Genomic DNA, 13,613 nt, shown 5'->3' with positions numbered 1-13,613 from the left:
TGAATATATACAAGGAGGAAAAGAATAAAAGTGAAAACTAGAAAAGAAACATCTAATAAGTGGTTAATTTTAGTGATTGTTGTATCAATGACTTTTATGGCCACCTTGGATTCTAGCATCGTGAATGTCGCTTTACCGGTTATGGCAAAGGAGTTAAAATGTTCGATGATTGCAATAGAATGGGTGGTTGCGAGCTATTCTATAATTATTTGTGGAACAATATTGTTCTTTGGTAAATTAGGAGATATTGTAGGTAAAGAAAAAATATTTCAATTAGGATGTATTGGCTTTATTATCGGATCTTTATTATGTGGAATATCCCAGTCATTTACTATGTTAATAATATGCAGATTTATTCAAGGAATTGGTGGAGCTGCGTATATGGCGAATAACCATGGAATTATTACAGAAATCTTCGAGCAAGAGCAAAGAGGAAAGGCTTTAGGAATTTTAACAACGGCAGTTGCATTGGGGACAATGATAGGTCCGCCTGTCGGTGGACTGATAGTCTCCCTGCTTGAATGGCATTATATCTTTTTAGTTAATATCCCTATAGGAATTGTCATCTTAGCTTTAAGCGTTAAGATTTTTATAAAAAAGAAGATTGAATTTAATATTCAGCATCTAGATGTAATAGGAGCTATTTTACAATGTGTTGGAATGATTTTATTTTTCGGTGCATTTATAGTATCACAAGAAAAGGGATTAGAAAATAAGAGTGTAATTTTGGCAGTGGTAGTTTCAGTATTTTTATTTATTATTTTTGGGATTGTAGAAAAAAAGCACTCGAATCCATTAATTGAATTAGGAATTTTCCGCAATAAACTATTTTCTATTAATTTAGTTTGTGCTTTTTTATCTTTTACATGTATAGCAGCTTCTACTATTTTATTACCATTCTATTTTCAATATACTTTGAAATTGTCTGCTTCTGTTACAGGATTTTTATTAATAGTATCTCCGGTGGTATTAGCTCTTTTTTCTCCTTTATGTGGGTCTATTTCGGATAGAATAGGCAGAGAAAAAATGTGTTTAATTGGATTAACGGTTATGGCTATTGCTTTTATTTTATTATCAACTTTAAAGACAAATAGTATAGCGATAATAGTTATGCTATTTATGGGATTGATGTCACTCGGTCAAGCACTATTCCAACCAGCAAATAATGTATTAGTTATGTCAAATTGTCCACGTAATCAGCTGGGGGTAGCGGGAAGCATTAATTCTTTAGTAAGAAATTTAGGACAGATAGTTGGTATAACTCTTTCTACAACAGTCTTATATGTTTTTATGAGTTACAAATGTGGATATAAAGTATCTGGCTATACTTTTGGGCAAGATGAAGTTTTTGTATATGGCATGAAAAGAGTATATATTATATTGTCAATCTTATGTTGTGTGGGTGTAATTGTGAATTTAATTAGAGTCCTTAAAGTTAGTAAGGTAGAGTAGACAAATGGAAATGGAGTGGTAGCATTTGAGTAGAGTCGTAAAGCTCACCGAATCTATGATATTATCAAGGCATAGATTTGATAAAAAACACAATATGAAAAATTATTTAAAGAAGAATCATTGAAACTTTCTGGCAAAATTAGAGTAAAAGCAGTTACTACTCAATTAGGCATACTCTACTACACGTTGTATAGTTAGTGTAATAATCGAAAAAATACGAAGCCAATTTGGACTGTAGGAATCTTGGAAAACCAGTCAAAGATATTTTCCTTTCAGCAGAGATACAATTCATTCTAGCTGAATATCCATATAATAATAATTGTGGTATCCCACAGATACAATTAGAAGTTGTTGATTCATAGATGATTATTCTTCTATGGATCAACTCCGTATAAAATTGAAAGCATGATTTTAGTATCTAAGTTTCACAAAGTTTTTTAGTACCGAAATTTAGAAGGGGAAATTCCATATTTCTTTTTAAATACACGACTAAAATAATTCAAATCATTAAATCCACAATTCATAGCAATTTCTGTTATATTCATAGAGTCTGTTTTTAGTAATTCTATAGATTTTCTTAAGCGTATTTCATTAATATATTCTACAGGAGTTCTTCCCGTTATTTGTTTAAAAATTCTCGAAAAATAATATGTGCTAACATGAGCAATTTCTGCGAGCTCAGCTGTTGAAATTTCATGTTTGTAATTATTTTCTATATAATCATATATTTCATAAAATCGTTTTATGGTATTGATTTTATGAGTAGCCTGCCTAGGCGTTACAAATCTGTCTACATAGTTTCTCATTAATAACACCATTAGTGTGTATAATGAGGATTTAATGGCTAATTCATATCCGATTTCTTTGGAGTAATATTCATGAATAATACTATCTATGCAGGAAGAGACAGTTTGATCATTTCTAATTAGATTTTTAAAAAGAATCAGATTTTCAGAGAATGGTGCCAAGTATTTTGTTTGGCATAAGTCAATTTGGTTGCTGAACAAAAAAGGAAGATCAATTCGTATTAGATAAAATTTGAAGTTGTCATCTTTACTCTCCAAATAGTGAATCTCACGACTATTTATTACTATTATATCTTTAGAGCAGATATCATAGTCTTTAGTTTCACATCTTATATAACCTTTTCCAGAGACAATATAAAAAATTTGCAAATGTTCATGCCAGTGTTCTTTGAAATTATGCCCGTATTCCCATGAATCAGATAAACCAATGTCTATAGAAAAATTGGGATTAGGCATATCTTTACTGTAATAATTTTTTTTGTCTTTCATATTTATATCCATTCCTTTCACTTCGCTCAGCCACAAAACGTTATGAAAATGGTTTCAATAACGAGTATTTTGTGTTATAGTGAATCTAATAATTAGGCATTCCGGTATCAATAGCTGATGCACCAACCGTTAAGTGTTGATATGAAGATTTTCTTTTCTCAAGGCGGGAATACCGTAAATTAGGTTCACTATGTGAGCCTTTTTTTATGTCTTATTGTAAGTTTTAACTCAGTTTACTATTTTGCAATCTTAATCTTCCAAGTAAATAATTTTTTGACTTATTATATCATATACAACAAAAAAATACTACTTTAAAGCAAAATAATTCTAGTGAAATGATATCATTTTAAAGTAGTATTTATTAAGAAATATTTTAAGATTAGGAGGAAAATTTATGAATACAGTAGAGGAATATATTCACAAATTAAATAGTAAAAGTCACATACTGTCTAAAGAAGAGTTCGAAAAAAATACAGCACTCAAATATTATTGTCCTGTCATAGATACAGAAGTTGCACGGTTCTTACAAATTATTATTCAAGCAATACGTCCGAAAAACATCTTAGAATTAGGAACTAGTATAGGATATTCAACTACTATGATGGCCTTTGCTGCGGATAAGTGTGGTGCAAAAATTACAACTATAGAAAAAGATAGAGCAGCTGCCTATGCTGCACAAGAAAATTTCAAAAAATATAAGGTGGATCATATAATTAGTTTGATTAATGAAGATGTATTTTCTATCTTACCTAAGTTAAAGCAGGAATATGATTTGCTTTTTTTAGATTTATATAATGGCTTATATCCAGAAGTCCTGGATGGATGCATTGATGCTTTAAAAATAGGTGGAATGTTAATTGCTGATGATACTTTATTTCCAATAACGCAGAAAAAAGTATTTTTCGAAAACAGTAATAAAAAAATAGAAGAATTTAATAAAGTGCTTTCTAAAAGGAATGATATGAATAGCTTTTTATTGCCTCTTGATGATGGAATAACTATTGCTATTAAACAGTGATTCGGAATTTGAGTGCAAAATAATGCTAAAATTCAACTAATAATTTCTTGATAATGATAAACCTAAACCATTACTATATATCCGACGGAATAAAAAGAAGTAGAATAATTATAAATCAAAGAGTAGGAGGAAGCATAAATGGACGATAATAAAGAGCAAATTAAACTTCTGTTGTTACCTTATGCAGGCGGCTCAGCACTTTTTTATTCTAGATGGGTCAAATATTTGAGTAAACACATAAAAATGGTTCCTATAGAACTTCCAGGCAGGGGAATGCGTTTTAAAGAAGAGTTATGTGATGACATGAGCAAAACTATAGAAGACATATGGCATCAAGTAAAAGCTGAAATTACAGAAGGTAGATATGCTCTATTTGGATACTGTATAGGTACACTTATTGTTTATGAATTATTAAAAAAAATCAAAAAAGAAAATATGCCAGAACCAAGTCATTGTTTCCTATGTGCATATCCTGCGCCAGATGTTCCTAGAAAGGGGAAGCAAATGAAGATAGTTAATGAAGAGGAGTTGATGGAAGAATGGATAAATTATAGCAATGTAAGTCGTAAGCAATTGATGGAAAAACCCTATTTAAGAAGTATGTATGAGGTTTGGAAGTCGGATTGTACTATGATTGACAAATATTATTTTTCAGGCACCAAAGAAAAATTTGACTGTAATATTACATTGGTTAACGGCACACGGGAGCAGATATTTTCGCTAAACGAATTAGAAAGCTGGCAAACTTTTTGCAATAAAGAATGCAATAGCTATATTGTAGAGGGTAAGCATGATTTTATGAAAACAAACGAAAAAGAATTGATCCAAATTATAAATAAAGAAATTTAGGAGGACAATTAAATGGATTTAAAAGAACGAATAGAAACTATTATTGAGGGATTAATGAGATCCCATGACGAATCTGATGATGTTAAAGAAATTGAAAATGAAACAGCAGTAGAATATCTTGAGTACATTGATTCTATAAGGTTCATTGAATTGATAACCGAAGTGGAAAATATCTTTGACATAGAAATCCAGAACGATGATTTGGTTCAAGAGAATATCAAACACTTTGACACATTTGTTAATATGATTGAAAAATATGTGAATAAATAGAGGGAAGTGCAAATTTCGCCCGACCGGTGTGAATATTTCGTTTGAAACGGTGTGAGCACATTGTTCCACCGGTGTACCTGCTCGGAATATCGGTGTGAGACTTATTGTGGTATAGTTTTCTCGTGGTAAAAACAAATGAGAAAGGAGCATACAATTATGCAAAACTGTACTACAATTCTTGGAATCATCGATATGCGTCAACGTGGCATATCCTATGATGATTGCCGTAGCCGATACAAAGTTGGCTGCAGCACAATTACTCTGATCATGAACCGCTTCAAAGAATCCGGCAAAGATCTTGATACGCTGAAACAAATGTCGGCAGAGGAAGTGGAACATCTATTCTTTCCACCCGAAAACCTCCGCAGAAAAGATGATTCCGTTATGCCTGATTACCAAGCCGTCTATGAGCGGCTAATTATGCCAGGAAGCAAAGCAAATCTCTTTTATCTGTGGCTAAAATACAAGAAGGACTGTCCTTCCGGTTATCAATATACACAGTATTGCCTGTATTTTAAACGCTTCGTTGAAAAGCATTACGGCTCGGAAGCTGTCAGCATGGTCGTGGAACGGATTCCAGGAGAAAAGGTTTACATCGACTGGGTCGGTGATCAACCGGAAATTCTTGTGGATTCATCAACTGGTGAAATAAAAAAGGTACATTTTTTTGTTACAACTGTTGGAGTAAGCAACCTTATTTATGCGGAAGCCTTTGAGGATGAAAAACTGCCCAACTTCATTGCCGGTACTGTTCATGCATTGGAGTCCTATGGTGCAGTGCCTAAATATCTCGTACCAGACAACTTAAAAACTGCAATCACCAAGCATACCAAGGATGAACTGGTAATCAATAGTGTCTATCAGGACTTAGAGAATTTCTACGATGTAGTAATCCTTCCACCACCGCCTCGCAAGCCGAAGGGAAAACCAACGGTGGAGAAGTACGTTCAGTTTCTGGAGACACATCTGTTGGAAGACCTGAAAGAAAAAGTTTACTACAGTATCGAAGATATCAATCGTGATGTACGGCAAAAAATAGCGGACATCAACAACGAGAAAAGGACCTCCCAGTCCCTTTCCAAAATGGAAAGTTTCCTTCGATATGACAAACCACAGATGAAGCCACTTGCCGGTGAATCCTTCTCGCTGTGTGATTATAAATACTTTGCCCGTGTACCGAATAATTACCATCTGTTGTATGATGACCACTATTATTCAGTATTGTACACGTATTATAATCAGCCTGCAATTCTTAAGGCTACAATGGCAGAGGTACGAATCTGCGACCGGAATAACAAGCTGATTTGTACCCATAGAAGGTCCTACAAAGACTTTCCCAAATACATCACCAAGCCGGAGCACATGGCTCTAGAGCATCAATACTACAAAGAAGTGAATTCTAAAGATGGCGCTTATTACAGACGATGGGCCTCGAGTATCGGTCCATATATGGGTAAACTTATTGATTCCGTGCTTCTTACACCTCAGCACGAAGAACAAGCCTATAATAGTTGTAACGGCATTCTTCATATGTGTAAGAATCAATCCAGACTTTTGCTGGAAGATATCGCAAAAACATGCGTGGAAAGTAATGCCTGTAGGTATTCTTATTTCAAAAAGCTCCTGAAAAATATGCAGGACAATCATTCGGTACCGACTACATCCTCACTTCCAGAGCATAGTAACTTACGAGGGAAGGAGGAGTATCGATGATAAATAAAAACCAACTTTCCACAGAGGACTACGAAATCTGCAGTAAGCTTAAAAGTATGCGGTTCTCCGGTATGGCAGAAGCATTGGAGGAAGTGTTTGCAGATCCCAATGCAGAACTTCTTCCATTCAGAGAAAAAATACAGCGTATCGTAGATGCTGAATGGAATCTGCGCTATTCCAAGAAACTGAATCGTTTTATCAAAAAGGCAACCTTGAAATATCCCGCTGCTGATCTGGATGAAACGCTTTATAATCCGGAACGACAGCTGGATGTGCGCATCATAGAGGAACTTTCCAAATGTGAATGGATTGAACAGGGAAAAAATCTTGTCATAACAGGAAAAACCAGTTCCGGTAAAAGCTACCTTGCCAATGCACTTTGTATTTGTGCCTTGCGGCAGTTCAAGACAGTCCGGTACATGAAGGCTAGCCAGTTGATAAATGAGTTGTCCAAAGCAGAAAAACTCGACACTTATCAAGAAGAACTGAATCTGTTCGCTGGCTATGATCTTCTTGTCGTTGACGATTTTGGATTGATGAACATGGATGTTAATAAGTGCCGAAACTTATTTGAGGTATTCGACAGCAGAGATCCTCATAAATCCATCCTTGTAATCTCTCAGTTCCCTGTACCTGCCTGGTATGACATGTTTCAGGATCATACTTATGCAGAGGCGTGCCTTGCACGCATGCTTAGTGGAGCCTATCGTTTGGAGATGAATGGTAAGAACATGAGAGATATGGAACCTATTAACAAGTAACAACAAACGGATAACGCACCGCTGGTGCGAGCCTCTTACACCGCTGACGCGGGAAAGGGGCTCCGTTTATCCGAAATGTGCAGGGAAGGAATATTATTATGTTTGACAAAAAAATTTTACTGCCGCATCAATATTATTATCCTCATATGGACTTGTTTGAAGATAAAAGTACGGTTAAAAAAGAAGAAAAGTTTTTTACAGAATTAAATTCAGAAGTAAAACCCGGCGATGCATCAATCTATATACATATTCCATTTTGTGATTCTAAATGTGCATTTTGTGGATTTGATAAAGTAAAAAATACAACGGAAATTATGCAGTATAAGGAAAAAGTTATAGAGGAAATTCATAATTATGCTGAAAAAGAATATATTCAACATTTGACAGTATCCGTTATACATATTGGTGGTGGTACACCAACAATACTTCCAAGAGATGTATTCAATGATATATTAAATGCTGCAAAAGAAAATTTTAATGTATCTGACAATTTGATTGTGAATATTGAAGGTTCTGCAACAACAATCTACAAAGACGAAGTTATTGATTATATTAAGGAAAATAAAATTTCAAAGGTAAGTGTAGGAGTACAAACTTTTAATCAGAAATTGCGAGAACAATATAAATCCAAAGCAACATTGGAGGAAGTTTATTTAACATTGTTTAAATTGCTGGATAATGATATTACAACAGGGATAGATATCATGTATGGTTTTCCTGATTTCAATATAGGAAATATGTTAGAAATAACATTCAACGACATTAAAGAAGCAATTCGTTTGGGCGTAGATGCAATTGACTTCGGACAGCTATATCCTTATTGTAATAGTTTGGAAAAAAGAATTAAGGAAGAGAATTTGCGATTTCCGACAAAAAATGAATTACTTGAAATAATTACAACTGTAAATGAGATGATGGAAAGAAACGGATATGAGCAAAAAGCATCTTATGGTTATACTAAGAAAAATAGGGATATCCGAGTAATGGAATCAGCATACTATGGTGGAATTCAGAATGTACCAGATTGTATAGCAATAGGATCTGGAGCATTTGGATTTATAAATGGTTATAAATATAGAAATAACTCCTATAACGCATATATTCGTGGTGGACGGACAAGATTTTCACAATTAAAAAAATTGACTTTGAATCAGTTGAATAATTTAAACATAGTTGGATTTCCTAAGTTGCTGTATCTTACAAAGGCACAATTAGAGCACAACCATGGAGAGAAATATATGGAGAAAATACAACAACTGATCAGTGGTGGTATGTTGCTTGAGACCGAAGTAGATTATAAGGTAACAGAAAAAGGTAAGTGTTATATTGATAATATATATTATTTTCTTTTGGAAGAGCAGGAGAAAAATATTATAGATAAACAAATTCGCATATTATCAATACAATAAGTTTGAAGGGATCATTAAATGGGAAAAAAGATATATTATGGTGGTTCTTTAATAGAGAGCACTTCTGTTAGTCGTAATACAAGAATATTCACTAAACTATTACGAAGAAACAATATTAGTGAAAAAAATCTTATTATCTGCAAGGCCCATACTCAGCTAGATGTATATTTACAGTGGATAGCATGTATTGAAAACAATCTTTTACCTATATTTGTTTTTTCTGAATTTTCTAAAGATAATATTGTAAACTGGAGTAACACTTTAGGTATAAAAGCAATAGTAGAATGTAAAAATGGGATTAATGAAATTTACAAATTACCTTCAAAAATAAATACTTCGAAGTTTATATCAGAAATAGAAACAGGATCGGTTATTCATTTAACATCTGCAACAACAGGAACTCCCAAATTGGTAATAAGAACAAAAAAGCAACTGGATGCAGAACTATTAAGATACTCAAAATATTTGGATATTAATGAAAAGGATACCATTTTACCTATAGTCCCAATTAACCATTCTTTTGGCTTTATATCTGGTATGCTTTTAAGTTTAAAGTTAAATGCAAACCTTGCATTACCAGATGTTCTATTGCCAAGAAATGTTATTCAATTGAGCAATAATACAAAAGCCACTATGATGTTAGGTGTTCCATATTTTTACAGAAAAATGTTAGATGTTTCAAATAAGTACTATTTGAATAATGAACTACGCTATATCATAGCTTCAGGTGGTCCGATGGAAGAAGGACTTCAACGAGAATTTAAGAAAAGATTTGGCAGAAAATTGTTGCAGCAGTATGGATCTACAGAAACTGGTAGTTTAGCTCTTGGATATTCAGAAAATGATAGCAAAGTAGTAGGTACTCCCATACCTGGCGTTAAATTAAAAATACTAAAGGATCAATATGGGAGACCACGTTTGTTTGTAGATACTAAAGATACAATAGGTGGATATGTCACAGAAAATGGGATTGAATGGCTTGGGTCTGAATATGAAACAGGTGATTTAGCTGATATTTCTTCATCAGATTCTATAAAATTGTTAGGACGTTATGATGATATATTAATTGTAGACGGAAAAAAAGTAAATAAAAATTATGTAATTTCTTGCATAATGAAGATTGAAGGAATAACACAAGCAGATGTGTTTTTAGAACAAAATGGAACAGCTACGGAGCTGACTTGCGAATACACAGGAGAGAGAAAAGTTTCAAAAATAGAATTTACGGAAAAATGTAAAAATATGCTTGCGAGTTTTCAGATTCCTAAGAAATTTATTTATTTAAAAGAAATGAAACCTACAAGTGACAAAACATGGAAAACAGGATTTTGACAGTATTTTAAATATCGAATAATTTAGGAGAATGAACAATGAACAGTAAAATGTTAGTGATAAAAGCTAAAAGTGAGCCTATGAAAGGAATTGTGAAGCCTTTACCAAATCAAATATATAAACATCCAAATCTTGTAATTCAAAACAGGGAGAAGAAAAAATTAGGTAGCAATGACATTAGATTACAAATGCTTTATGTAGGAATATGTGGTTCTGATTTGCATTTAGCTAAAGAAAATTCAGAAACCGGTTATATTATCAGCTCGGCACCAGCATTCATACCAGAAGAAGGAAGGGTCATTGGACATGAAGGTGTAGGAAAAGTTTTAGACGTAGGCGAGAATGTTAAAAACATACATAAAGATATGATTGTTACTTTGGAATCAATTTTAGTATGTAATCAATGTGTGCAATGCAAACAAGGAAAATTTAATCAATGTAAAAATGCTAAACTTATTGGTTTAGAAATAGACGGTATCATGGGCGAAGTTGTTGATGTTAATTCTTCTTTAGCACATGACATTACTCCCTATGTAAAAGAAGAAAAAGATTTGAAAGCTATGACCTGTATAGAACCGGCAGGTGTTGCATTTGATGCGTGTGTAGCTGCTGATATAAAGCCAGGAGATAGAATATTGATTTTTGGTGGCGGCCCTATTGGTGCACTAGCAGCAATGCTTTGTAAAAGAGTTTTTGGTGCTTCAATGGTGTCTCTGGTTGAACCTATAGATTTCAGAAGAAATGTAGTTAAAAAAATTGTAAATAATATATACAAAGATGTTAATGAAATTTATGCTGAAATTCAAGATGTAGATGTTGTTATTGAAACATCGGGGGTTTTGGAAAATGTTAATACTATTTTTCCTAAAATTTCAGCTAATGGTAGAGTTGTTTTACTAGCGAGAAATGGGAAAAAGTTAGTCGTGGATGATGTTGATCATATGATCACTAATAATATCAAGATAGTTGGATCCCGTGGACATTTGGAAGGAGCATTTAATAAAATATTAAGGTTATATGAAAGTGGGGATATAACTTTGGATGAAATAATTACAACTGAAATTAATGGAATAAACAAAGCAAAAGAGCTTCTTGAAACAGAAAATTTTGAACATAAAAACTGTAAAGTTATAGTTAAGATATCATAATCTCACGAAAGGAAATAGAAAAATATGAATTGTAAAACCTTACTTGAAGTTTATAATCAGCTTGAGATGCAACATACTTTTATTGTTTCAGCAGAAAATGAAATAATTATTTCAGCGGCTGAATTCAAAAAGAACGTTGAGGCGATTTTATATAACTTGCAAACCTTTGGCATTAAACCAGGCGATGAGTTGCTTTTTCAGATTAATGATGAAATTAGATTTGTTGAAACATTTTGGGCATGTATTTTAGGGAAAATAATTCCTGTACCATATACATATTTGGAGACTGGAAAAGAACATTATAAGTTGGCTGGCGTATGGGAGGGATTAACGAATCCTTATCTTATTACAGACAAAAAGTCATTTGATACTTTCAAAGATAATTTAAGTTCAGAATTTTTCAAGAAAATTAATAAGAAAACTATTATAATTGAAAATATTAACTATGATACAAGCAATATAAAACGTCAAATTCCAAACGAGAATGATATTGCATTCATTCAATTTTCTTCTGGTTCAACAAGTGAACCCAAAGGTGTAGTAGTAACACACAAAAATATTATTGCAAGTATTAATGCAACCATAAGAGCTATGAGGGTTACTGAAAAGGATATATATTTAAGTTGGTTGCCGTTGACTCATAGTTTTGGACTGATTGGAACTTATTTGACCCCGCTTATTGCCAGATGCCAATTTTATATTATGCCAACAAAACTTTTTGTGACACATCCGTTATTGTGGCTAGACAGAATTTCTAATCATAAAGTAACCATAACAGCCTCACCTAATTTTGGGCTGAAACATGTTTGCAGATATGTACAACATATTAATAAACAAAATTTTGATTTATCATCTTTGCGAATTATCATAGATGGGGCGGAACCAGTATCAGCTGAAGTTTGTGAAGAATTTACGAATAAGATGACAAATTTTAATATGAAATCTAATGTAGTAAAACCTTCGTATGGACTATCAGAAGCTACGTTAGTTGTTTCAACTCCTGAAAATTGTGATAGTTATACTGAGGTTTTGGTTGAAAGGAAGCATGTAAGGATAGGCCAGAAAATAATTGAACATGAAGTTCATTCAAATAACTCTATGAAATTTGTGGAAGTAGGACGAATACTCGACAATATAGATTCCAAGATTGTGGATGATGAAGGGAAAGTTCTTGAAGAAGGCTTTGTGGGACATTTGTTATTAAAAGGAGAGGCTATTTTCAAAGAATACTATAAAAATCAAAAAGCTACTGAGGAAACAAAAGACTTGCAGGGCTGGCTCGATACAGGAGATTTGGGCTTTTTCCACAACGGAAATCTAGTATTAACAGGTAGAGAAAAGGATGTAATTTTTATTAAAGGAGAAAACTTTTATGCACATGATTTAGAAAACATTTGTAATGAAATTGCAGAAGGAGATTTTTCTAAAACAGCAATATGTGGAGAGTACGATGTACATCGGGAAAAAGTAATTTGCTTTGTAGAATATAATCAGGAAAAGGAAAGTTTTTCTGAAATTCAAAATAGAATAAAAAGGCATGTTTTAAGCAAAGTAGGTATTGGAATAACAGAAGTAATACCTGTAAAAGAGATACCAGTAACTGTTAGTGGAAAGTTAAAAAGATACATATTATTGGAACAATATAGACAAGGATTACTATAATAACTGATCAGAAAGGGTTCTAGATAATGTTATATGATATTCAAAGATTTCCGGTAGGGCATGTTAATAATTATACATATTTAATCATTAATACAGAAAGTGGTACTGGTATTCTTATTGATCCAGCGTGGGAACAGAAGGAAATTTTAGATCATATAAAAAAAGCACATATTGAGCTGAAAGGCATATTACTCACGCATTCACATCAGGATCATACAAATTTGGCAGATTTTTTTTCAAAACAATATCAATGTTATGTCTATATGTCAAAATATGAAATAGAATATTATAATTTCCAGTGTAATAACTTGGTTGCACTAGAAGATAACCAGAAATTGCGTGTTTCTGGTATAGAAATTGAATGTTTATTAACGCCTGGCCATACCACAGGAAGCATGTGTTACAAAATAGAAAATGCTTTGTTTACAGGAGATACAATTTTTATCAGAAGTTGTGGATTCTGTAATTGCAAAGGTGGTAATCCGCAAGATATGTTTTTAAGTATAAAGAAATTACGACAATATGCAGAACAAGGTGCTCGGATATATCCGGGGCACTACTTTAAAAATGACTTTAAATACGAAAGTGATTGCTTACATAGGAATATATATTTTCACATCAAAGATTTAGAAATATTCTTAAAATTTGTAGAACGAAGCAGCAAAAGAAACGTCTATTTAAAATATGAATATTAATATAGAGTA

12 protein-coding genes are annotated in these 13,613 nt (G+C 32.9%); 11 read left to right on the top strand and 1 reads right to left on the bottom strand.

Annotation, left to right across the window (positions count from 1 at the left end; genetic code table 11):
- The first annotated feature begins 30 nt into the window (after positions 1–30).
- On the top strand, positions 31–1,452 hold the full coding sequence (locus tag AC6I5B_RS13760) for an MFS transporter (protein WP_270744052.1): 1,422 nt from the start codon (positions 31–33) through the stop codon (positions 1,450–1,452).
- Positions 1,453–1,889: 437 nt separating this feature from the next.
- Here the strand turns inward: AC6I5B_RS13760 and AC6I5B_RS13755 are convergent, their stop codons facing one another.
- Positions 1,890–2,747: an AraC family transcriptional regulator gene (locus tag AC6I5B_RS13755; RefSeq protein WP_118263185.1), complete on the bottom strand. Its 858-nt coding sequence runs from the start codon at positions 2,745–2,747 to the stop codon at positions 1,890–1,892.
- Between the two features lie 394 nt (positions 2,748–3,141).
- Between AC6I5B_RS13755 and AC6I5B_RS13750 the strand changes: the two genes are divergently transcribed.
- From AC6I5B_RS13750 to AC6I5B_RS13705, 10 genes are all read left to right on the top strand, one after another.
- Positions 3,142–3,765: an O-methyltransferase gene (locus AC6I5B_RS13750; RefSeq protein ID WP_118263186.1), complete on the top strand. Its 624-nt coding sequence runs from the start codon at positions 3,142–3,144 to the stop codon at positions 3,763–3,765.
- A gap of 138 nt (positions 3,766–3,903) precedes the next feature.
- Positions 3,904–4,614, top strand: coding sequence for a thioesterase II family protein (locus AC6I5B_RS13745; RefSeq protein ID WP_118263187.1), 711 nt, complete (start codon positions 3,904–3,906; stop codon positions 4,612–4,614).
- Between the two features lie 12 nt (positions 4,615–4,626).
- The gene (locus AC6I5B_RS13740; protein WP_118263188.1) at positions 4,627–4,884 is read left to right on the top strand and encodes a hypothetical protein; all 258 of its coding nucleotides are present in this window, start codon (positions 4,627–4,629) and stop codon (positions 4,882–4,884) included.
- Between the two features lie 156 nt (positions 4,885–5,040).
- Positions 5,041–6,597: a Mu transposase domain-containing protein gene (locus AC6I5B_RS13735; protein WP_118724013.1), complete on the top strand. Its 1,557-nt coding sequence runs from the start codon at positions 5,041–5,043 to the stop codon at positions 6,595–6,597.
- On the top strand, positions 6,594–7,358 hold the full coding sequence (locus AC6I5B_RS13730; RefSeq protein WP_022250343.1) for an ATP-binding protein: 765 nt from the start codon (positions 6,594–6,596) through the stop codon (positions 7,356–7,358). Before AC6I5B_RS13735 ends, AC6I5B_RS13730 begins: the two co-directional genes overlap by 4 nt.
- Positions 7,359–7,456: 98 nt before the next feature.
- Positions 7,457–8,767, top strand: a complete 1,311-nt coding sequence (locus AC6I5B_RS13725; protein WP_118263189.1) for a radical SAM protein — start codon at positions 7,457–7,459, stop codon at positions 8,765–8,767.
- Positions 8,768–8,785: 18 nt separating this feature from the next.
- Positions 8,786–10,099, top strand: a complete 1,314-nt coding sequence (locus tag AC6I5B_RS13720) for a class I adenylate-forming enzyme family protein (protein ID WP_497773405.1) — start codon at positions 8,786–8,788, stop codon at positions 10,097–10,099.
- Between the two features lie 38 nt (positions 10,100–10,137).
- Entirely contained in the window at positions 10,138–11,247 is a 1,110-nt protein-coding gene (locus tag AC6I5B_RS13715) for a zinc-dependent alcohol dehydrogenase (RefSeq protein WP_118263191.1), read from the top strand.
- A 24-nt stretch (positions 11,248–11,271) separates the two neighbouring features.
- Positions 11,272–12,909 carry an AMP-binding protein gene (locus AC6I5B_RS13710; protein WP_118263192.1) on the top strand — a complete coding sequence of 546 codons (1,638 nt, stop codon included), beginning with the start codon at positions 11,272–11,274 and terminating at the stop codon, positions 12,907–12,909.
- A 26-nt stretch (positions 12,910–12,935) separates the two neighbouring features.
- Positions 12,936–13,604: an MBL fold metallo-hydrolase gene (locus tag AC6I5B_RS13705; RefSeq protein WP_118263193.1), complete on the top strand. Its 669-nt coding sequence runs from the start codon at positions 12,936–12,938 to the stop codon at positions 13,602–13,604.
- Positions 13,605–13,613: the final 9 nt, after the last annotated feature.

The sequence above is a fragment of the Faecalimonas nexilis genome (assembly GCF_059731825.1).
Note: the sequence above shows the minus strand (reverse complement) of the source record. Positions and strands in the feature narration are given on the sequence as shown.

Bases quoted from the DNA above. Each gene is read 5' to 3' on its own strand.
- AC6I5B_RS13755 (WP_118263185.1), bottom strand. From the start codon at position 2,747: ATGAAAGACAAAAAAAATTATTACAGTAAAGATATGCCTAATCCCAAT.
- AC6I5B_RS13750 (WP_118263186.1), top strand. From the start codon at position 3,142: ATGAATACAGTAGAGGAATATATTCACAAATTAAATAGTAAAAGTCAC.
- AC6I5B_RS13745 (WP_118263187.1), top strand. From the start codon at position 3,904: ATGGACGATAATAAAGAGCAAATTAAACTTCTGTTGTTACCTTATGCA.
- AC6I5B_RS13740 (WP_118263188.1), top strand. From the start codon at position 4,627: ATGGATTTAAAAGAACGAATAGAAACTATTATTGAGGGATTAATGAGA.
- AC6I5B_RS13735 (WP_118724013.1), top strand. From the start codon at position 5,041: ATGCAAAACTGTACTACAATTCTTGGAATCATCGATATGCGTCAACGT.
- AC6I5B_RS13730 (WP_022250343.1), top strand. From the start codon at position 6,594: ATGATAAATAAAAACCAACTTTCCACAGAGGACTACGAAATCTGCAGT.
- AC6I5B_RS13725 (WP_118263189.1), top strand. From the start codon at position 7,457: ATGTTTGACAAAAAAATTTTACTGCCGCATCAATATTATTATCCTCAT.
- AC6I5B_RS13720 (WP_497773405.1), top strand. From the start codon at position 8,786: ATGGGAAAAAAGATATATTATGGTGGTTCTTTAATAGAGAGCACTTCT.
- AC6I5B_RS13715 (WP_118263191.1), top strand. From the start codon at position 10,138: ATGAACAGTAAAATGTTAGTGATAAAAGCTAAAAGTGAGCCTATGAAA.
- AC6I5B_RS13710 (WP_118263192.1), top strand. From the start codon at position 11,272: ATGAATTGTAAAACCTTACTTGAAGTTTATAATCAGCTTGAGATGCAA.
- AC6I5B_RS13705 (WP_118263193.1), top strand. From the start codon at position 12,936: ATGTTATATGATATTCAAAGATTTCCGGTAGGGCATGTTAATAATTAT.